Raw genomic sequence first — 21,308 nt, 5'->3', positions numbered from 1 at the left:
AGGCGTAGGTAAGTACGTATGAAATTCACATTAGATGAAACACAAAATAACCGTCTGCTCGCTGCTATTTTTCAAGAACTCGCTGTCATAGTCTTTGATCCGCAAAAAGAAGTTGTTTTCGCCAATGCCAACATGACTGATATCCTAGGGTACAGCCAAGAAGAAATCATTGGCTTACCGCATCGGACCTTTTGTTTTGACCATTATGCTGTCAGTACGGATTACCAAGCTTTCTGGAATCAACTGCTTTACTCAAAGCAACGGTTTCAAGACAAAATCATTCGGAAAAACAAACAAGGAGAAAAACTGATTTTAGAAGGGATCTACTTCCCTGTCCTCGATGAGCAGCAAGAAGTCGTCAATGTCGTCAAAATCGCTTTTGACATTACCCAAAGAGAACAAGCCTTAGCGGTCACTATCAAAAAAGTGCAAGAAAGTGCTGCCTCCCTGACACGACTTTCTGCCAACGGGCACCAGCAAGTCGATCATTTGTCAGAGAACTTGGCGCAAGTCAAACAGCTGTCTGATCAAAATCAAGCAACGACCCATGCCTTAGAAATGGATAGCCAACAGGTGACAGCGGTGCTGCATGACATCGACCGCATTGCACAACAAACCAAACTGCTGTCCTTCAATGCTTCCATCGAAACAGCACGGATCGGCGAACAGGCAGCTGGCTTTCGGGTAGTTGCGGATGAAATGCAAAAATTAGCCGAACAGACCAAGCTGTTGACCCAAACCATTGCCGCAACCATGCAAGCCATCAACCAACAAGCCTTAGTCGTGTTAGATAGTGCCGATTCGACGATCGTGAAAATCAGTGATTCGCAAAAAAGTCTCGCTGCCGTTTTGCATTCTTACGACACGCTGCGAACGACTGCCAGTCTTTTAAACGATGAAGCCGAGTATTTATCAGAAACCAACGACGCTGAGTTGGAAACCACATGAAGTGAAAAAGAGCTCCGCTGTTTGCGACGCTCTCTTTTTTTGACCAATAAATTGATTCCCTATTTGATTTCATTGATACTCAGCACTCGCCAGCCTCCACCGCTTGCAACAACTGCTGTAATTCTTGCAAAAATGATTGGGTCGCAAAGCCCAATGCTTGGAGAGGAATGCGGTATTCCTGCTGAATCACCAAAAAGCTACTAAACATTTTATGCTGGACCTCAAAACTGAGGTTTTTCCAAACACTCCAGGAAAAACTGGCTATTCGTTTTTCTTTCTTTTCGTACGTGCACAAATACACTCGTTCAACGCCAAAAAGCAGCCCCGCATTCGCTTTCTTGCCAGTCATCTTTGCCGTTAGCAGCGCAAGAGGGGTCTCCGTTTCAGGCACTTGAAAACTAGCAAGGACTTGGCTTTGCCATTGCCGTGGCAGCACTTGTCTTTCTCCAGAGAAATAGAACAAAAAATTTTGTTTTTGAAAAAAGGCAGTCAAACGGTTTTGTCGCTGGTTGTGCTGATGGATGGGCGCCCTTTGAATCGGAGACGTCTGGTTTCTTGACGTTGGTTTTGGCTGCTCCCGTCCAACGAAAACGTCGGCTGATGGTGCGTTTTCCCTAGGAGCAACAGATGACAGACTGATTTTCTTCAGGAGAGCTGCCAGCTGGGTTAGCGCAAGCTGTCTATCCGTCAGGGGACTGGACTGGGCAATTTTGGCGTGGTCAAAGGGCAATTTGATGACCATTTTGCCGCGGCAATACAGACAGATTGCCGTGCCAACACCCCAGTTTACTTCTAGTTCCCCTAAACAATGGGGACATTGAATGGGAATGATATCCATAGGATCATCCTTTCGTTTCGATGCATCGATCAGAGCTATTCGTTGTAAAAATACGGATCGTATTCCAGCTGACAAACGCCAGCAGCACTAGAAGCGATAAGCCATAAAAACCGAAATACCAAATCAGGAATGCTAAAAAAAGGATCAAGGCGAATTCATACGCCATGTTTTCGAGACTGCTGTAAAATACTGTCTTTCGGACGAGTTTCTTCCTGCGCGCTTCAAAAGCTTTCTTCACGGCAGCCGTTGATGCATCCGGCTGACTCAATGCTTGAGAAAGTTCCGCTTTGAATCTGCCGTATTCTGAGAAAAACTTGACCTCTGGTACGAGCAAGAAATACCAAGTCGCAAGACAAGCAGTCAGCAAGATGACCGCTGAAGCGAGCAGACTAAAGGCAACAGCCGGTAATAAAAACCCATCAAATAGAAGATTCGAAGTAATTCCAGAAAAAAATCCCACAAAAAAGAAGGTATAGCAGAACCGCCAAAGAACACTGCTGGTCCTAGAAAAACTTTTCTTGACTTGCACCAGCTGTTCACATTCAGGAAGCTCGGTTGGAAAGAGCCGTTCAGCATCGGTACCATCAGCCACGAAAGAATAGGTTTGGTTTCCGTACCTGAATTCGCCAAGATAATAAGGAAAATACAGTTTTTCCGTATCGCAATGCTTAGGAAAAAGAGTTAGTTGAAGCTCGCTTGGGGTTTCTGTTCCAATCAAATAGTCTCTCGCTCCCGCTTCAAAGGCTTCCAATAAATGGGGAGCAGCGAGTGCCGTTTCCCTAGAAATATCAAAAGGTAGCACTTGGACGTCTTGGTTATGTGCCGAAAACTGCTGCATCTCTGTGCAATAAGCGGCTCCTTTTTTAATATGGAGCGGCAGTTTGCCATTGATACTGTAGTCAGCCTCTTTTTGGGCATCCGTCGGAAACACTTCACTGAAAACCGTGGTGTTGCCACTGCTATGTAAATGAATGCTGGCACTGATACGCCCCTGTCCCCTCTGCTGTTCCTGATGCACATAAGCCCCTCTTACTTGGGCTTCATAGCCGATCTGAAAATAATACAGGGGGATAAATACACGTTTCAGCTGAACTAATTCGAGCTCAAAAAAGACACTTTCCGAAATGGTGTCCTGCCAAGCCAGCTGCTTTTTCAAGGCCTGGAGACACCCCTCTTCGTCATAGGCAAAGGGATAGAAGCCTTCTTTGACTGATCCTTGAATGTGCGCTAAATCTTTGAGTGTGGCATCAGGTTTCTTTTGTTCCGTTTTTTGAAGTTCCGGTTTGATCAGCAACTCGTTCAAACAATACTGACAGACAGCTTTTCCTGAGTCCCAATCAACTTCTAGACGTCCCAAACAGCTGGGATATTGAATTTGGGTGATTTTCATTTTTACTCCTTTTTTTGAATACATATTTTCTTGTTGATAACCTAGTTGATTTTTTAGAGGGGAGAACCGTCTATTTTTATGGCGGCTTTTGGGGGAAGATACCACAGGAACCTGCTGATTTACAGATGTTTGCTCGTTTCATTATGTATGATCTTAACGTCTTTTTTCAGTGATGAAGCAAAAAAACGTACTGAAACTAAGTGCCCTTTCGATAAAGACAATACAGATAAAACAGCCAGTTACGTATCATATTATAACAAAAAATAGAGGAAATCTATTTATTATTGATAAAAATAGATATTGATTTGCGATTGCTACTCCCTTCTACTCTTATCAGCATTGATTACCGGTTATGAATGGCTTATAAGTTAGCAAAAATGTTATAATTAAAATATTCACAAGAAAGGAAATGAAGAAAGTTATGGGGATGTTTATTTTTGTTATTGGTTTTTTGACAATGGTTGTAAGCGGAATCTTTTTTGTTCTTAGTTTGATCAAGAAAAAGCCGCTTCGCAACAAGATTGTTATTTTTATGGGTGGTTTTCTCTTATTGATTGGCGGGGCATTATTGACTCCTGCAGCAACACCGGAGCTTCACGTAGATGAAGCAGAACTGGTTACCAACGAGCAAGGCGAAGCGGCGATTACGGGTCAAACCAACCCAGAAGCGCAACTGACGATCAACGGGGTGGAGGTTTCGCTGGCGGACGAAACATTTTCTTACACCGTGCAACTTCAAGATGAAGAGGAACAGGAATTTTCTCTCCAAGCCTCCATGGGTGGAAGCACCAAAGAAGAAGTCGTCACCGTCAAACCTTCTCGCGCATTTCTAGCGAGTTTGCAAGCTGAAAGACAAGAACAAGCAGCACTGGAAAAAGCTGAGACGGCACTGGCTCTTGCCGAATCCCAGCCAAACCAAAAGAATTACGACGAAGCCGTGACGCTGATTCATGCTTTAAGTAAAACCTACGAAGATCTCGCTACTCGGCTAGCTGTAGTTGAAGAACACCTTGCCATCAGCAAAGCCCTCGATGCCGCTGAAGCTTCTCTTGAACGCAGTGATTTCGATCAGGCAAAAGAATTGGTCGCACAAGCGGTTTTGAACAAGGAAACGTTTGAAGGTCGGTTATCCACTGTAGAAACTAAGATTTCTGAGAAAGAAGCAGAAGCACTCGTTGCAGAAGCTGTCCAAGCGGTGGAAGCGGCAGAGGCGGAGCCGACAAAAGATACCCTTGCTCGTGCAGAAGATGCTGTCGCTCGTCTCAAGACCCCCGATGAGGAATTAGCTACTCGAACAAAAACAGTGGCGCAAACAGTCGCTGCCAACGAACAAGCAGCCGCTCAAGCCAAGGCGGAGGAAGAACGGCAGGCAGCCGCCGCTGTGCCAGAACAAAGTCAGCCAGCCGCTGCTAGCAATCAAGCCCAAACGTCGGTCCTCGTTACACCAACAGGTTCGAAATATCATACGAGAAAATGCGGCAACGGTACCTACACGCCTGCCACTTTAGCAGAAGCGCAAAGTCGCGGACTTACTCCTTGCGCAAAATGTTTTCCGTAATAGTCACTAATATTTTGCAACGAAAAAAAACAAACCTCATTTTTGTCTAAGGTTTGTCTACAGTCTGAAGCGGTTGTCTCGTCGGAGACAGCCGCTTTTCTATCACTTGCTATTTCTCATCGTAAGAAAACTCGTACTCGTTTTGTTCGTCATCGATCAAACGCTTGTCATTGTTGTCCGCCATTTTGAATACTTTCTCAAAATCATCACCAGTCATGCGCACTTCCTTTTTCTCTTGATCAATGATCACTTGGGCATTTGTCACTTCAAAAGTGTGCATAGGACCAATGTCTGCCGCAGTCAATTCTTTACTTTTGGGGAACTCTGCTTGCAGATGTTCATTGATCTGCGCTAACTGTTCTTCTTGTTCCTCCGCGATATCCGCAGGTGATTGATTCGGATTGGTAAAAAAAGTCAGCGTTTTATTGACAGTGATCTTTCCATCTTCAAATAGATACAAAGCATATTGTTGATGACTGTTGCTATTGGTCAATACTTGATTCGCAGCTGCAGAGTCAACCCCTGAGCGGCTGCAGCTTGCCAAAAAAAATAACGCCGCTAAACAAACGGTAGCAAATATTCCTCTACCTAACTTGCTTTTCACTTTCATTTCCCCCTCCTCGTTGTGCCTCAGTTTCCTTCTTTCATGATTTTTCGCAAACCCGTGGGTTTGTGTTTCCTGTCAAATTGAGTTATTTTCAGTATAGCATAAACAATTTGCTTTTATAGCTTTTTTTTATAATGAAATTAATTTATCGCGCAAAAAAACCAACCTTGTTGAGACAAGGTCGGCTTTCTTTAGGATTGATTCGTTGAGATCTTTGAACGTTCTCGCTGGGATATGATCGCTGCCTATTGTCCAATTAGTCCGACAACAAGCCCTAAAACGATCACTCCTAGAAACCCATTCACAAGGTGCAGCCCAACTAATTTACGGGACTGTCCCGAGTAAACAGCCATCACGAAGGTGGCGACCCCATACACCCCTAGCCATAATAAGCAAGCGACTTGCAAGGAGGTCATCAGCCAGCCATCATGATCGAATGTGGCAAACCAATAGACGACTTGATAGGTCGCTGCCGATAAGAGAATCCCACCAACGATCGTTCCGCCAAAGGTAAAGAGCATGTCTCCGGTCGTCATCTGCTGACCGTTCCTCTTCTCTGCCATTCCTGATTCTTTCGCCCAAAACTTGCCCCACTTATGCATCGGATTGTAAAGCAGACTTTCCACCACGACCCAGCTGAGGGTACCGAAAATCAATGTCCAAAAATTAACCATTATCGTTTTCTCCTACACTTATTTTTAGCCATGTTCCTGAGAAGCGAAAAAATAGCCAAGCGGGCTGTTCCTTCTCCCTCAGTTTATGCCTTAAGAGAGGTTTCTTCAACCTTTTCCACTAGTGTCCCCTATTTTTCGCTGGTTCCAATAAAAACTAAGAAAAATGATCGTATACAGCAATGCGGTGAAACCTGTAACCGCTAATGGGTTAGTGATCAAGATACCGGCAAACAGCAAAAGCAACGCAAGGATCGCCCCACCCAAAAAAATCGTATAGCCCATTTTCTTCTGCTTGCGTACCAAAACAAACGCCGCCACACTGATCAACAACCAAATCAGTAATACAGTATACGACAGGGAGCCTGCCAGATAATTGAAGAGTTTGTCGCCTAAAAAGTAAGAAAGAACGACCCCAAGATATAAGGTGCCGCTACAAAACATGATCGCTCGTTGAGGCACGCTGTTTTTATTCAGCATCGTGAAGCGGCTTTTTTTCTGGCCATTGTTGCTTAACCGGAAAAACAACGTTCTTGAAGAAGCATAGACCCCAGAATTGATGGAGGAAAACAAAGCCAAAATGATCACTAAATTAACGATGTCGGAAGCAAAAGGCACATGGATTTTTTGAAACACCATCACAAAAGGACTGACATTTGGATCGGCTAATTGATTCCACGGATAAATGATCAGTAAAAGAAACAAGGGAATGATGTAAAAAGCGGCAATCCGAGTCATTACTCCTTTGATTGCTTGAGGGATCGCTTTTTTGGGATTTTCTGCTTCACTGATCGTGATGGCTACTAACTCAGAACCGCCATAAGAATAGATTACGACCAATAAAGAATTGATAAATCCTTTGAGACCATGAGGGGCAAAACCGCCATAGTCTGTCATTTGTCTCATCGTCGGGAAAAAGCCCAAATCAAAGACTTGCGTGGCAACCAGATAGAGACCCACCAAGATCAACGCAATCACCACACTGATTTTGGCCCAGGAAAGCCAATATTCCGTTTCTGCAAACAAGCGAACCGAAAACAAATTGATGATAGTCGTAAGTAGTGCCAAAATCAAAACAAAGATCCAAGCTGGAATATTGGGAAACCACAACTGCAAAAAGCTTGCGGCGGCAACTGCTTCGGCGATGATGTTGATCATCCACATCGACCAGTAGATCCAATCAATGAAATCAGCTGTATGCACGCCAAGATACGGCTGGACTAAGCCCGAAAGGCCATGTTGTTTTTGGTCAGATAAAACCAACTGACCCAGGCCTGTCATGACGACAAATAAGATCAGCCCGCAAAAAATAAACGCCAGCAAGACCGCAGGCCCCGCTAACTGGATCGCTTCCCCACTGCCTTTGAATAGGCCGGCACCGATTGCACCACCTAGCGCCAACATAGTGATGTGTCTGGTTTTCATCTGTTTTTTTAATTGATTTTTTTCTGTCATACGTTCCTCCTCGAAAACCGTTGATCCTTCATACATGGTGCTTCTCCCACCGTAATTATTTTTAATTATATGAATGATTTTTTTTAACTACCTCATAGAGAATACCAGACGTTTCTTCTATTGCAACTAAGAATTGAAAAAATTATCTATTTTTTCTGAAAATTCTATCTTCCTCTAATCTTTTTCACCTAAATCAAATATTGGCGAGCTTTTCTTTAGGCGAAGGCACTAAAAAAAGCCATCTCCCGACTTGTGGGAATGACTTTCTGTCCGTTTTTTCAAGCAGGCTCTATGATCAATGGGTCGTAAGCAACTTGTCTTTGATAGCGTCAGGGAGATCCTGCTCAGTCACCTCTTGATACGACTCCACATGTTTACCTTTTGCATCAAGCTCTAGGTAGGCATTTTCTTTTAATTTTTGTGGTGCCCAAAACGTGATTTTTATTTTTTGTCCATCTTCATTGATTCCTTCTTGCGTATATTCATAGGCGTCGTGTTCTTGCGGCACGCCGTATTCGTCTGATGTTTTGACATAAACCTTTTTCTCCGGTACGAAAGGATTGAAACGATCCACCAGCTGAACCAGTTCGCCGGAATCATCTTTCGTAAAATAAGACCATGTAACCAATGTGACGGTCCCGATCGTTAACACGAGCAGGATCATACTAATTGCTTTCTTCAAGTGATTGTCCTCCGTTTTTTCTATCTACCTTCAGTATAAAAAAACAAACGATAAATATAATCAAACTTAAGGCGTATTTTTCCGTCGGTCATTATAACTAAGGTATCAATGGAATATTTTTTGCTTTTCCACCTAAAATGTATAGACAAACAACTAAGTTACTCCTACAAAAACGTCCCTTCTCACAGGAAGACCAGACTGCTTAATAAGTATCGTGATTTTTCATTCTTTGTAGTAAACTAAACTGCAACAACTTACTTTTAAATACTCATGATTGAAACTATAGAAAACCGAGGTGCCTCATGCTAGAAATCAAACTGATCGATCAAGAACACCAAGCTGACATTCGCTTGAAAAACGAACCCTTCTCCTTATGGGGGAAAATGCTGCCGACTTATAATGAGGGCAACTGGCAGTACACAATCTGTAAATTTGCACCTGAAGACATTCAGACGATGCGTTTCCCAGATGAAAATTATTGCTATGATGAAATGAGCCGAAACAGTCTGTTTATCGGTGCTTATGATGATGGAAAATGCATCGGCTTAGCAATCGTTCAAGACGCTTTTTTCAAGTATCTGTACCTCTATGACTTAAAAGTCAACACAGACTACCGCCAGCAAGGAGTCGGTCAACTGCTGATCCAACAGGCACTGAAAGCGGCCCTTGCCAAGGGCTATCGCGGCATCTACACGCAAGCGCAGGACAACAATCCTTCTGCCTGTCTGTTCTACTTGCGGGCAGGCTTTCACATCGGAGGCCTGGATACGGAGGTATACAAAGGCACCAATCAGGAAGGCAAAAGTGACATTTTGTTTTATTTGGATGCAGCGGAAACGGCAGGCAAAAAATAGCTGAAAAAAGAAAAAAATTCCTCCTGCCAGATGGTACACTTAAGGCAACAATGTTTTAGAAGGTGAGGAAGAAGAATGTACGTAGGATTTGATATTGGCGGAACAAGTATTAAATATGGGGTTTTAGATGAAACCGGCGTGATCCTTGAAAAATCAGCGATCCCCACAAGTTATGAGCCAGCTCAGTTTTATCAGGATCTACTCACGATTATCGAAGATGCCCAGAGCCGCCACACGATTGATGGCATTGGGATCAGTGCCCCAGGGATCGTTCAAAAAGACGGGTTTATGTTAACGGCAGGCGCTATCAAATCGTTATATGGTGAAAATTTTAAAGCAGTCTTGGAAGCGCGTACAGGATTGCCTGTGGCGGTGGAAAATGATGCCAATGCAGCAGCGATTGCTGAAAAATGGATCGGCAATGCGCAAGAGGCTGCCAACTATTTGTGTCTTGTCCTAGGCACTGGTGTAGGCGGTGGGATCGTGATCAATAACCAAGTCTACCGAGGTGCTCATGGCATGGCTGGTGAATTTGGCTGGATGGTGATCGATCAGCTGCCAGAAGAAGGCAATATCGAGGAAAGTTCCATCAATAAAAAAACTGCCGTCGTGGGCGGCTTGATTCGCCTCTACAATTTAGCTGGCGCAGCAGTTCCTGGCTTTGAACCCACCCAAGACGCCAAAGAAATTTTTGACCGCGCGCAGCAAGGCGAAGCGTTGGCGCTGAAGCTGACGGACCAATTTCTAACGGATTTGTCTGTAGGGCTGATCAATTTGATTAGCTGTTTTGACCCAGAATTGGTGTTGATCGGCGGCGGCATCAGTGCCAATCCTTATTTCTGGGAACGCCTGCAGGCTCGCTTGACGATCACGGAAACACGGCATGAAGCGATCAATTATTTGCGCGGACAAACCATCGCACCTGTTCGTCCAGCGAAACTGAAAAACGATGCTGGCTTGATCGGCGCAGTCTATCAGATCCACCAACAGCTGCACCGTTAAAAGTTCGGATATGCTATACTGGTGTAAATTGATTATCTAGGACAGCGAGGAACCAGCATGGCGCTTTTTGAACAATTAAACTTGAACAAGCTCTCTGCGGTAGAACAAGAAATCTACCGTTTTATCGTCAATCACTTAGAAAAGATCCCATATATGCGTGTGCGCGACATTGCCGATGATGCTCATGTCTCTTCGACTTCGGTCTTTCGTTTTATTCAAAAAGTCGGCTTTCAGTCGTTTCCAGAATTTCGCTTCTATATCAAAAATCATTTAGAAAAAGCCCATTTTGACGCGCATCCTGAACACTTAGGTTTAGAAGCGCGCATCAAAGGCTTGAATATGCAGATCTTCCACCCTGATGCGGAATACCAAATACGAAAACTTGCCGAAGCGATGCGGGATGCCGATTTGATCTTATTTATGGGGATGGGGGCATCCGGTGCGATCGCGCAATACGTTGCCCGCAAGCTAGCCAGTCTCGGTTACTTTAGTATCAGCATTGATGAGCTGACCTACCCAATCAAAAGCTTTTTGCGAAAAGATCAAAAAAATGTTTTGGTTTTTCTGAGTGTCTCTGGTGAAACCAAAGAACTGATCGAAGTCATTACTGGCTTAGAGAATCAGGCAATCGTGCAAAAATATTGCATTACCCCCAATCGGGAAAGTACGTTGGCACGCCTGTGCGATTATTCGATCGAGTATGCGATCAAAGAGGAACGCAAAGACATCTTTCTTGATTTGACTAGTCAATTGCCTTCAGTAGCGATTTTAGAAACACTGATCGGCTATTTGCAAGATTATCGTTCCAACCCTTGATGGTTCAGTTTACTGAACCATCTTTTTTGTAACACTGTGTTCCGGCTGCGGAATTTTTTTCATTTCTTGAGAGATATGTACGGAATCCGTATCCGCTTACTTTCAGCCGCTTTCATTCGCTATAATGATGGCATCAATTAATGAAAGGTGTTATTATTATGCAAAAATTCAATGACCTGTTAGACCGCTCGTTGGTACCAATCGCAACAAAGTTGAACAATCAACGCCACGTAGCAGCGATCCGGGATGCGTTCATGCTGATTTTCCCACTGACCATCGCTTCTTCTCTCGTTATTTTGGTCAACAATATTTTATTTTCCAATGAAAGTTTCATCGTGCAATTATTTCAACTGAATCGGCTTTTCCCTAATCTGGAAAGTGCTCAGCAAGTCCTAGCTTCCGTGGCGAACGGGACCATCAACATCATGAGTTTATTCATTGCGTTTCTTGTTGCCCAACTTTTAGCTAAACATTTTCAAGCAGATGCTACGCTAGTTGGTTTGACAAGTGTCGCTGCCTTTATGATCTTATACCCGACCTCCTTTGCAGTAGATGATGTCAATGTGATCTCTACACAATATTTAGGCGCCCAAGGGTTGTTCGTAGCTATGATCGTGGCTTGTTTGGTCGGTGAATTCTTACCGAAGCTTTTCAAGGTCAAACGATTGCAGATCAAAATGCCTGAAATGGTACCACCAGCTGTTTCCCGTTCCTTTTCTGGCATGATTCCGATCGTGATCATCGTGGCAGTCACTGCTTTGATCAATTTCTTAGTTTTGATGATCGCACCAGAAGGCATCAATGAACTGATTTACAATGGGATCCAAAGTCCATTGCGGGATCTGGGGGGCAATGTCGTCGGTGTCTTGATCTTGGCGTTCTTGCAAACCACGTTGTTTGCGATCGGGATCCATGGACCAAATACTTTGAATGCGGTTCGTTCAGCGATTTTTACCGAACAGGACCTAGCTAACCTAGACTTTATCAACCAGGGCGGCTCCTTGTGGGACGTTCCTTACAAAGAAACTTGGGGCGTTTTAAATGATATGTTCGCAAATATGGGCGGAACTGGTATGACATTGGGCTTGATCATTGCGATCTTCATCGCTTCAAAACGTCCAGAACAACGTGAGATCGCTAAGATGTCCTTAGTTCCAGGGATTTTCCAAATCAATGAACCGATGATCTTCGGTCTGCCGATTGTCTTGAATCCAATCATGATCATTCCGTTTATTTTGACGCCAATGGTCAATATTTTGGTGGGTTATTTTGTCACCGTTATCTGGCCGATCATGCCGACCCCAGCGATTGGGGTACCATGGACGACCCCAGGAATCATTAATCTCTTTTTAGGAACTGGAGGAAATGCGATCGCTGCGGTTGTCGGTGTCGTTTGTCTTGCGATTTCGGTCTTGATCTATTTGCCTTTCGTGATCGCCTCTAACCGTTCCCAGAAAGTAGAATTATAAGCAAACGAATGAGTCGAGGAGGAATGAAATTTATGTCCGCAAAAATGCCAAAAGATTTTTTATGGGGCGGCGCGATCGCTGCCCATCAAGCGGAAGGCGCTTGGAATGTTGCTGGTCGTGGAATGAGTACCGCCGATGTCATGACGGCCGGCGGCAACGGTATTCCCCGTAAAATCACCAAAGGCGTCATTGAAGGGGAATATTACCCGAACCATGAAGCCATTGACTTTTATCACCGTTACAAAGAAGATATCCAGTTATTCAAAGAACTGGGCTTGAAATGTCTACGGACATCGATTTCTTGGAGCCGGATCTATCCAACGGGAACAGAAGAAGAACCAAATGAAGCCGGTCTCCAATACTACGATGATCTTTTCGACGAATTGCAGGCAAATGGCATCGAACCCGTGATCACTTTGTCCCACTTTGAAATGCCCTACGCCCTCTATGAAGAATTTGGTGGGTTTGCTAACAAAGAAGTGATTCCCCTCTTTGTCAAATTCGCTAAGACTGTTTTTCAACGGTATCGTGACAAAGTGACGTATTGGATGACTTTCAATGAGATCAATAATCAAGCAGATGGGCAAGAGCCGCTGCACGTTTGGACCAATTCTGCCATGATCATCGAGGATGACAGTCAAAAAGAAGCACTCGTCTTTCAAGCGGGCGTCAATGAGTTGATTGCCAGTGCGGCAGCCGTGATCGAAGGCAAAAAAATCAATCCAGAGTTTCAGATTGGCTGTATGATGGCCTATGTCCCGGTCTACCCCTACTCTTGTGCGCCAGCTGATTTGATGGCATCCGTCAAAGCCAATGAACGGCGCTATTTTTACAGCGACGTCCACGTACGAGGCAAGATCCCAACCTATGTGCAAAAATATTGGGCAAAAAAAGGCATCACGATTGAGATCACGCCCGAGGAACAAGCGCTATTAAAAGGGGGAACCGTTGATTATATTGGGTTCAGCTATTACATGTCAGGAACGATCTCAACCCTTGATGAAGTGGCTGGCACACCAACTGAGGATATCCCGGGAGCAAAAATCGTGAGGAATCCTTATATTAGTGCTTCTGATTGGGGCTGGCCTATCGATCCAGTCGGGTTGCGCTATGTGTTAAATACGATCTATCAACGCTATGACTTGCCGCTATTTATCGTAGAAAATGGCTTTGGTGCTTACGATCAATTAACCGATGAACAGCAAGTCCATGATGACTACCGCATCACTTACCTGAAAGAGCATATCGAACAGATGGAAAAAGCGGTGGTTGAAGATGGTGTACCGCTATTAGGTTATACGCCTTGGGGGATCATTGATATCGTCAGCTTCGGCAGCGGCGAAATGGAGAAACGCTATGGCATGATCTATGTCGACAAAGACAATACCGGCAAAGGAACCTTGAATCGTTTGAAAAAAGATTCCTTTGCGTGGTACCAGCAAGTGATCGCCTCTAATGGTGAAACGCTCTAATTACTGCTTCCATGACTAACACAAAAACCGCCCCTCGTTGCGCCATCCTCCTTTTTACATTAGGAGCCTGGCAACGAGGGGCGGTTTTCTTATTCTAGAATGAGGTGCGCCATTGCGAGGATGGCTTTTCTTATCATCACTAAACACTACCTCGATGCTGTGGTACACTATAGCTATTCATTTACTTTTACGTTAAGGAGGAACTGCATGAAGCCGATATTTCGTCCGATCCAATCTCAAGATGATGCCCCATTAGCTGCTATCATTCGCAAAAGCTTGACCGACCACCAGTTGGCGGTTCCAGGAACTGCCTATTTTGATCCCGAGTTAGACCACTTAAGTGAATTTTATGCAGCAGATCCTGCTAGCCGCCATTATTTTGTCGTCACCGATGAATCGGGTACCCTTTTAGGTGGCGGTGGTCTTGCCGCTTATGATTCAGAAGGGCAAATCGCCGAGCTGCAAAAATTTTATCTCAGTGATGCCGCCAAAGGGCAGCGTCTCAGCTATCCCCTGCTGGCGAAAATCGAGGCCAAAGCTTTTGAACTAGGCTATCGGCAACTCTATTTAGAATCCCATCATTCTTTAGAAGCTGCCTTGCATGTCTATCAAAAAGCCGGCTATCGCGCATTGTGCCAGCCACTATTGGCAGCACAGCATACCACGATGGATCGCTTTTATGTGAAAACACTCGCTGAAGAAAACGAATAGAAAAGCAGCCGTTCCTTGATCGCTAGGAATAGCTGCTTTTCCGTTATCCTTGTCCATAATAAGCATGTTCGCCATGCTTGCGGAAATAATGTTTATCTAGCAAGTAATCAGCGATCGGTGTTCGATCCAAGGTCAAAGCTTCGGTACCTAATGCCATTTCTGCAACCTCTTCTAAAACAATACTAGTGCTGACCGCTTGTTCCGCAGATTGCCCCCAAGTAAAAGGACCGTGTCCCGCTGTGAGGACAGCTGGGCATGCAAGCGGATCTAATCCCCGCTTTTCAAACGTCTCGACAATGACTTTGCCGGTTTCTTTTTCATAGTCTGCCGTTACCTCAGAGGCCCGTAACGGTCGTGTACAAGGGACACTACCATAAAAAGTATCCGCATGCGTCGTTCCATATGCAGGAATGTCTCGCTGTGCTTGCGCCCATTTTACCGCATTTGTCGAATGCGTATGAACGATCGCCTTGACGCCTTCGAAGTGCTTGTACAATAGCGCATGGGTTTTGATATCCGAGGAAGGCTTCAACGTCTTCGCCTCTTTCGGTGTTCCCGCTAAGTCGCAAACCACCATTGAATCAACCGTCATCGTCTGATAATCAACACCGCTGGGTTTAATGACGATGATCCCTAAATCTCGATCAATCTCACTGACATTTCCCCAAGTCAGCTTTACTAGTCCTTCCTCAGGCAGTCTCTTATTGGCTTGATAGACTCGCTCTTTCATCAATTGAAGCTGATTGATCAAGGTATCCGACCTCCTTTAGTTTTGGTAATAAAAATGCTTTGGCTTGTTCGATCTCCCCAATCGGGTCAGCGCTCGTCTCACTCCACATCTCGATGACAAAAGAACCGTTATAATTTAACCGCTTCAGCGTGCGTAAGCAGCCATCAAAATCAACACACCCAGTACCAAATGGTACTTCTTTAAACTTTCCTTGAAACTTATCTGAAACCGCCAATGTATCTTTCAAATGAATCTGGGTTATCTCGCAAATGCCTTTTTCTAATTCATAACCGACATCATTTTCTGGCCAGGCCGATAGGTTCCCGACATCTGGATAGACTTGTAGATAGGGCGAAGGGATCTGCTCCTTGATCCGTAAATACTTTGAGATAGAATTTAGAAACGGATCATCCATGATCTCTAGTGACAAAACGACCCCCTTTTCAGACGCCCTGGCGACGGCTTCTTTTAGATTGGCAATGAACCATTCTCGGCTACAAAGACTTTTTTCCTCATAATACACATCGTATCCGGCTAATTGGATGCAGCGAATACCCAAATCTGAAGCCAAGTCGATGGCTTTTTCCATCAGATGCATCGCGTGCTTGCGCTTTTTTTCATCGATCGAACCGAAGGGAAACCGCCGATGTCCACTGAGACATAAAGACAAGATTTTGATCCCCGAGGCATAGATTGCCTCGACGATCTCTTTGCGTTGCTCTTGGTCCCACTCTAAGCGTGCCAAGCGCTCATCGGATTCATCGATGGACATTTCAATGAAGTCGAAACCTCGGTCTTTGACAAACTGCAATCGTTCCGGCCAAGAAAGGGCTTTGGGTGTTGCTTTTTCATATAGACCGATCAAACTCATAGAAAACTACCCCCAAATCCGTAAAATCTCTTGCTTGAAATCAACTGCTGCTTGTTGCGGATCATCAGCGGCAGTGATGCCTCGTCCTGTGATAAAGGTATACACATCAATGCCAGCAAACAGAGCCAACGTCTCGACGCTCAATCCTCCCGTGACTGACACTCGAAACCCCATATCGATCAATTTACGGACTTTCGTTAAATCTTTTTCTCCCCATGTTTCACCAGCTAACAGTGCGTCACGACTTTGATGATAGATAGCTTGTGAGATGCCGGCATCTAGCCACTGCTGTGCTTGCTGGTAGGTCCAGTCACCGTATAATTCTACTTGGATCTCAGCAATTTCTTTTGCCGCTGCCTTCATTGTTGGGATCGTTGCTGCACAAATCACGGTCATATAATCCGCGCCAGCTTGCTGGCAGTTTTTGGCGACCGTCCCACCGGCATCGGCACATTTTGTGTCTGCTACGATCAACTTCTCCGGATACATTGCTCGGAAACAGCGTAAAACCTGTGCTCCTTCTTGCAACAATAAAATAGTCCCTGCTTCAATAATATCCACCACATCGCCGACTTTTTTGATATCAGCCAGTGCACTAGCTAAATCGGAGTGATCGCAAGCGATCTGCAGTTTTGGTATACTCATGAAATTCCCCTCTCTTTTGTTTGACCAACCTTTTTGTTTTGCCACATCCTGTTACGCTGACTACTCCTTTGAAAGACCCGCTTCTCTGACCCGCTCAATAATTTCTTTGGGGGACATCACATTTCTGACCCCGATCACTGTTACGCCCTTTTCTTTGGCTTTATCGAACATATTGACAAAGTTCATTGGCGTAAAGACCACATCGTAATTCTTGGCGGTGCTTTTGCCTTCAGAAATCGCGCAATGATGAATAGAGGTGATCGTAATCCCTTCTGACTTCAAAGCTTTTTCGACACTCCGCATCATCATCAAACTTGTTCCTGATCCATTTGCACAAGATACCAATACTCTCATCTTCTTTTCCTCCTAAGAATTCATTATTTTTGTTTTTCTACATACGCATCATAATCATCTACGATCAAGAAATACCCTTCTGGATCTCTGCGGTACTGCAACTGTGGAATCACTAATAAGATCACCACTACAAGAACCACACCAATGATGCCTAAGAATTTCATCAATACTGTAAAGAATGGCCAGACGGTCGCCCAGTCGAACATCCCAAGATAGCCGCCATATTGAGACAATCCTACCCAAGTAGCGATCAATGCCGAACCACCGATCTGAATAATGCCTGATAAGAATGGGAAAAGACAAGCCGCCTTGATGCCCCCACGGTTGTTGGCAAAAACAGCGATCGCAGCATTATCAAAGAACAGTGGGATAAACCCGGCAATCACGATCGTTGGTGAACGGAACAAAATCAGTAAAGCAATCATTAAGAATTGTCCTAGTGCACCGAATAAAAAGCCCACCGTCACAGCATTTGGTGAACCAAAGGCAAAGGTTGCGGCGATATCGATCCCTGGAACAGCACCTGGTAAAATCGTATTCGAGATTCCTTGGAATGACTCGGTCAATTCAGAAACGAAGGTGCGAACACCTAATTGAAGAATTGCTAAATAGACGGCAAACATTAGTGATGTTTGTAAAATATAAAATAAGAAACTTTGTCCTTCTGCCATAAATCCTGCTGTTATTAAATAATCTTGTCCAAGCGTTACTAAAATGATACCGAAGAAAAAGAGCATCAAAATCGAAGTCGATACCATGTTTTCATTGAAGACCGATAAAAAACCCGGCAGTTCGACATCTTCTAATTTCCGGTTGGATTTGTTCTTTTTGAACCGTTCCGCAAGTCGTGCAAAGAAGTAAACACCAAACATTTGTTGATGGGCAATCGCAAAACCAGCACCTTCCGTTAAATCTTGACAGATGCCAACGGTCAAATTGGACCCAACCGCCCAATAGCAGCCTAAGATCAAGCCCATGACAAGTAAGACTTCGATTCGACCCAAGTCTGGAAAACAGAATAGCAGCAGCCAAAAGGCCGTTGCGGCTTGCTGTACTTGCACATTTCCAGTAGTGAAGACGGCCCGCAGCTTCGTATATTTTTTAAAGCGAACGAGTAAGATATTAAAAACAAAGGCAATTAATAATAAGAGCATCGTGTCACCAAAGGTGCGTCCAAATCGTTCTTCAATGCCGGCGGTGATCGCATTTTGACCAAAATACGGGTCAGTGACCATCGCATCTAATTCAAAACGCTCCTTAAGCCCCACCAGGATCGGACGGAAATTATTGACCAATCCACCAGAGCCAATCGTCAAAATCAAGTAACCAACGGTGGCTTTTAAGAAACCTGCGACACATTCAACAAACGGCCGTTTCAATAGTAAGTAACCGATCAGTACAATAAAACCGATCAAAAAAGCTGGCTGCATCAAAATATTCTGAGCAAAGTAATCCCAGCATCTCAATAAGAAATCTCCTACCATTTCCATCTAATCCCTGCTTTCTTTTTGGTCATATTTCTCCATCACCGCTTCAAAATCTGCCATCGTTTTTACACCTAGTAAATCTTCCACCAGCCCATCTTCCATTAGCATCTCGGATAAACTAGCGATATTGTTCATATGTGCTTCAGCGTTTTTGGCAGCGAGCATAAAGAACAACTGCGCCTCTTTGTCGGGGTCATCATCTTGAAATGAAACGGGGGCTGGAAAAATCGTCAATCCGATCCCCGTTCCTAAGACGCCTTTACTTTCTGCTGAAGAATGGGGCATGGCTACTTTGGGAATGATCACAATATAAGGACCGTATTGATGAACATCCCGAATGACATCTTCAATGTACTGATCCGTGATCAACGCCTTTTGCTTTAATCCTTCGCCACTCGCCCAGATAGCGGCTTCCCAATCTTCGGGCTGTTCATGATTGATCGCAACCAACTCATTTTCATAAAAATAACGCAGCATTACCTTTGCTCCTTTCAAATTTGGCTTTTGCAGCATCCCCCCTTCTTTTATAAAAAAGAAGGGAATGGCGTATCATTATCGACCGAAAATACATCTTTGAAACCTCGATAGAAATTAAATTCAAGATCATCTTTATTCGTTGGGTAGGTAAATTTGCCGCCAACTTGCCAAATGTACGGTTTAAACTCATAGTTCAAACGATCTTTTTTAAACTTCCAAATCTCAGTGATCTCCTTTGGATCAGCCATAAAATTGGACCAGATATCATAGTGTACAGGTATCACTACTTTGGCATTGAGGGATTCTGCCATCCGCAACATATCGACTGAAGTAACCTTGTCGGTGATGCCCCGCGGGTTTTCGCCATATGCACCTAAGCAAACATCGATCTTGTACTGATTTCCATGCTTGGCAAATACATTCGAATAATGAGAATCTCCAGCGTGATAAATCGCCCCACCGGAAGTCTCAAACAAGTAATTGACTGCGATACGATCCATGTCCTGTGGCATTTTTCCTTTCAAGCTAGTATCCGGATCTTCACAAGTAATCAGAGCGGTTCGATCGAATGCTTCTAAAGCGACGATTTTCACCTGCCCAATGGTCACTTCATCCCCTGGTTTGACCACGATGGTTTTTTCTTCTGGTATTCCCCATTTCAACCAAGTTGCAACGACTTCATGGGGACCGACGAATTTTGCTTCTGGACAATTTTGATGGACTGCAGCTGCGGTATTGATGTCTAAATGATCGGAATGAATATGGGTCACCACTAACGCATCCACTCCTTTGATTTCAAATGGATCGATCACAAAGGGCTGCGTCCGTAAGTTAGGCTGCATTTCCTGTACACCACTCATCCGCATCATTTGATGGCCTTTTTTCATTTGCCCATTCCCATGGCTGCGCTTGCCAGTGCCGCACCAAAGGTCGCATAAAATGTTGGTTCCTTCCGCACTCTTTAACCAAATACCCGTACAGCCTAGCCACCACATGGAAACTGTGCCTTCTTTCACAAGTTCACTTTCGATCTCCTCGTTTAAATAGGTTCCCCATTCTGGAAACGTATTTAACAGCCAACTCTCTTTCGAAACATCATTTACGTGTACCATCTTTGTTCCTCCCTTGCTTATTTACACCTTGATTCTAACATATAGAAAAACGCTTTCAATCAAGTTTTATGTTAATTTATCTTATTATATGTTAATTTACCGAGAAATAAATGTGATTATTTAATATATATGGTAATGTTTCTGTGATATGTTAAAATGAGTTCGAAAGCAGAAACGATAAAAAAATGGCAGTTTCTAAACGACAGCTGTGCGATTTTCCCGCGAATTCGTGAGAAAGAGACACGTGATTTTGCTGCACAGGATAATTGCAAGCTGGACAAATGATAGAAGACAATAATAGAAAAAAGCGCATGTGAGGAGGAAGTATCGTGAAACGTTCCAATGAAGAAGTGAGGCAAAGAAGAAAACAATTGATCGATTTGATAAAAGCATCTGGTCTTTCTGATGTGAGGACCCTCAGTCATCAGTTGGGAGTATCAGAGATGACGATCCGCAGAGACTGTACTGTCCTCAGTGAGATGGGTCAGATCAAACAAACCCACGGAAAAATCGAATACTGTGAAGCTTATGAAGATGAAGCGCATCCCACCGACTCGATCGAGTACATCAAAGATCGACTGGCCAAAGAAGCGGCTCGCCAAGTAAAAGATGGCGATACCCTTTTCGTCAATACGAGTACCAGTGCGGCTCAAACGTTGCGCCATCTCACAGACAAACGAATCAGTTTGCTGACAAACAACACGAGTGTGATCCAAATGGAACACCATCCAAAATCAACGATTGTTTTAAGTGGCGGCGAAATACGTTACCCTAAAGCGGCATTGTCAGGAGACATCGCCGTGGAGTCATTTTCTCACGTTCGTTCTGATGTTACGATCATTGGCTGTAGTGGGTTAGATTTACAGACCGGCATTTCCACTTCAGTAATCCACGAAGCCAAAGTCAATGCGAAAATCATCGAAAATTCTGGCAAGTTGATCGTTATCGCGGATTATCGCAAAATCGGTAAGCAATCCAATTTTACGATTGGCGCAATTGCGGCTATCGATCTGCTGATCACCGATCATTATTCTGATCCCAAAGTCATCGATTTGATTGAGCAACAAGGTGTTCAAGTCATCCAAGTACCCGTCTAACCTTCTTTGCCGCTAAAAAAAGCCCGACAGTTGATCTGAAAAGTCACGCCTTGCTGCCTCTT

22 protein-coding genes are annotated in these 21,308 nt (G+C 44.3%); 9 read left to right on the top strand and 13 right to left on the bottom strand.

What is annotated here, in order from left to right; genetic code table 11:
• Positions 1–18 precede the first annotated feature (18 nt).
• Complete coding sequence (locus IGI84_RS00905) at positions 19–948, top strand: methyl-accepting chemotaxis protein (protein ID WP_220426323.1); 930 nt, start codon at positions 19–21, stop codon at positions 946–948.
• 79 nt (positions 949–1,027) lie between these two features.
• Here the strand turns inward: IGI84_RS00905 and IGI84_RS00900 are convergent, their stop codons facing one another.
• The gene (locus IGI84_RS00900) at positions 1,028–1,786 is read right to left on the bottom strand and encodes a hypothetical protein (protein WP_220426324.1); all 759 of its coding nucleotides are present in this window, start codon (positions 1,784–1,786) and stop codon (positions 1,028–1,030) included.
• A 4-nt stretch (positions 1,787–1,790) separates the two neighbouring features.
• Positions 1,791–3,176 carry a hypothetical protein gene (locus IGI84_RS00895; RefSeq protein WP_430600602.1) on the bottom strand — a complete coding sequence of 462 codons (1,386 nt, stop codon included), beginning with the start codon at positions 3,174–3,176 and terminating at the stop codon, positions 1,791–1,793.
• 421 nt (positions 3,177–3,597) lie between these two features.
• On the opposite strand from IGI84_RS00895, the gene IGI84_RS00890 reads away from it, so the two are divergent.
• Positions 3,598–4,734 carry a serine protease gene (locus IGI84_RS00890; protein WP_220426374.1) on the top strand — a complete coding sequence of 379 codons (1,137 nt, stop codon included), beginning with the start codon at positions 3,598–3,600 and terminating at the stop codon, positions 4,732–4,734.
• A 109-nt stretch (positions 4,735–4,843) separates the two neighbouring features.
• Here IGI84_RS00890 and IGI84_RS00885 read toward each other — a convergent pair whose 3' ends face one another.
• The 4 genes from IGI84_RS00885 to IGI84_RS00870 all read right to left on the bottom strand — a co-directional run bounded on the left by IGI84_RS00885 (position 4,844) and on the right by IGI84_RS00870 (position 8,131).
• A complete protein-coding gene (locus IGI84_RS00885; protein WP_220426326.1) occupies positions 4,844–5,344 on the bottom strand; it encodes a hypothetical protein in 501 nt (166 codons plus the stop codon).
• A 242-nt stretch (positions 5,345–5,586) separates the two neighbouring features.
• Positions 5,587–6,015, bottom strand: coding sequence for a DUF1761 domain-containing protein (locus tag IGI84_RS00880; RefSeq protein ID WP_081117688.1), 429 nt, complete (start codon positions 6,013–6,015; stop codon positions 5,587–5,589).
• Between the two features lie 105 nt (positions 6,016–6,120).
• The gene (locus IGI84_RS00875; protein ID WP_081117687.1) at positions 6,121–7,467 is read right to left on the bottom strand and encodes an amino acid permease; all 1,347 of its coding nucleotides are present in this window, start codon (positions 7,465–7,467) and stop codon (positions 6,121–6,123) included.
• 295 nt (positions 7,468–7,762) lie between these two features.
• A complete protein-coding gene (locus IGI84_RS00870) occupies positions 7,763–8,131 on the bottom strand; it encodes a YxeA family protein (RefSeq protein WP_081117736.1) in 369 nt (122 codons plus the stop codon).
• Between the two features lie 320 nt (positions 8,132–8,451).
• On the opposite strand from IGI84_RS00870, the gene IGI84_RS00865 reads away from it, so the two are divergent.
• The 6 genes from IGI84_RS00865 to IGI84_RS00840 all read left to right on the top strand — a co-directional run bounded on the left by IGI84_RS00865 (position 8,452) and on the right by IGI84_RS00840 (position 14,473).
• The gene (locus IGI84_RS00865; RefSeq protein ID WP_081117686.1) at positions 8,452–9,003 is read left to right on the top strand and encodes a GNAT family N-acetyltransferase; all 552 of its coding nucleotides are present in this window, start codon (positions 8,452–8,454) and stop codon (positions 9,001–9,003) included.
• A 75-nt stretch (positions 9,004–9,078) separates the two neighbouring features.
• The gene (locus IGI84_RS00860; protein ID WP_081117685.1) at positions 9,079–10,005 is read left to right on the top strand and encodes an ROK family protein; all 927 of its coding nucleotides are present in this window, start codon (positions 9,079–9,081) and stop codon (positions 10,003–10,005) included.
• Between the two features lie 57 nt (positions 10,006–10,062).
• Positions 10,063–10,821, top strand: coding sequence for a MurR/RpiR family transcriptional regulator (locus IGI84_RS00855; RefSeq protein ID WP_081117684.1), 759 nt, complete (start codon positions 10,063–10,065; stop codon positions 10,819–10,821).
• A 158-nt stretch (positions 10,822–10,979) separates the two neighbouring features.
• Entirely contained in the window at positions 10,980–12,290 is a 1,311-nt protein-coding gene (locus IGI84_RS00850) for a PTS sugar transporter subunit IIC (protein ID WP_081117683.1), read from the top strand.
• A 32-nt stretch (positions 12,291–12,322) separates the two neighbouring features.
• A complete protein-coding gene (locus tag IGI84_RS00845) occupies positions 12,323–13,762 on the top strand; it encodes a 6-phospho-beta-glucosidase (RefSeq protein WP_279612815.1) in 1,440 nt (479 codons plus the stop codon).
• Between the two features lie 207 nt (positions 13,763–13,969).
• Positions 13,970–14,473: a GNAT family N-acetyltransferase gene (locus IGI84_RS00840; RefSeq protein WP_220426327.1), complete on the top strand. Its 504-nt coding sequence runs from the start codon at positions 13,970–13,972 to the stop codon at positions 14,471–14,473.
• Positions 14,474–14,516: 43 nt separating this feature from the next.
• Here IGI84_RS00840 and araD read toward each other — a convergent pair whose 3' ends face one another.
• From araD to ulaG, 7 genes are read right to left on the bottom strand one after another with little or no spacing between them, the layout of a single operon-like run.
• Complete coding sequence (gene araD, locus IGI84_RS00835) at positions 14,517–15,203, bottom strand: L-ribulose-5-phosphate 4-epimerase AraD (RefSeq protein WP_081117735.1); 687 nt, start codon at positions 15,201–15,203, stop codon at positions 14,517–14,519.
• Positions 15,175–16,074, bottom strand: a complete 900-nt coding sequence (locus IGI84_RS00830; RefSeq protein ID WP_220426328.1) for an L-ribulose-5-phosphate 3-epimerase — start codon at positions 16,072–16,074, stop codon at positions 15,175–15,177. The genes araD and IGI84_RS00830 overlap by 29 nt, the downstream gene beginning before the upstream one ends.
• A gap of 6 nt (positions 16,075–16,080) precedes the next feature.
• Positions 16,081–16,719: a 3-keto-L-gulonate-6-phosphate decarboxylase UlaD gene (locus IGI84_RS00825; RefSeq protein ID WP_194195007.1), complete on the bottom strand. Its 639-nt coding sequence runs from the start codon at positions 16,717–16,719 to the stop codon at positions 16,081–16,083.
• 60 nt (positions 16,720–16,779) lie between these two features.
• Entirely contained in the window at positions 16,780–17,073 is a 294-nt protein-coding gene (locus IGI84_RS00820; protein WP_008376531.1) for a PTS sugar transporter subunit IIB, read from the bottom strand.
• Positions 17,074–17,096: 23 nt separating this feature from the next.
• A complete protein-coding gene (locus IGI84_RS00815; RefSeq protein ID WP_016609056.1) occupies positions 17,097–18,563 on the bottom strand; it encodes a PTS ascorbate transporter subunit IIC in 1,467 nt (488 codons plus the stop codon).
• Positions 18,564–19,037, bottom strand: coding sequence for a PTS sugar transporter subunit IIA (locus IGI84_RS00810; protein ID WP_081117734.1), 474 nt, complete (start codon positions 19,035–19,037; stop codon positions 18,564–18,566). It lies immediately after the preceding gene.
• Positions 19,038–19,084: 47 nt separating this feature from the next.
• Positions 19,085–20,149, bottom strand: a complete 1,065-nt coding sequence (gene ulaG / locus IGI84_RS00805) for an L-ascorbate 6-phosphate lactonase (protein WP_074934297.1) — start codon at positions 20,147–20,149, stop codon at positions 19,085–19,087.
• A 329-nt stretch (positions 20,150–20,478) separates the two neighbouring features.
• On the opposite strand from ulaG, the gene IGI84_RS00800 reads away from it, so the two are divergent.
• A complete protein-coding gene (locus tag IGI84_RS00800; protein WP_081117676.1) occupies positions 20,479–21,246 on the top strand; it encodes a DeoR/GlpR family DNA-binding transcription regulator in 768 nt (255 codons plus the stop codon).
• The last annotated feature ends 62 nt before the right edge of the window (positions 21,247–21,308 follow it).

Source organism: Enterococcus sp. DIV0008 (assembly GCF_050542615.1).
Classification (GTDB): Bacteria; Bacillota; Bacilli; order Lactobacillales; family Enterococcaceae; genus Enterococcus_D; species Enterococcus_D innesii.
This window is presented reverse-complemented; position numbering and strand designations above follow the sequence as displayed.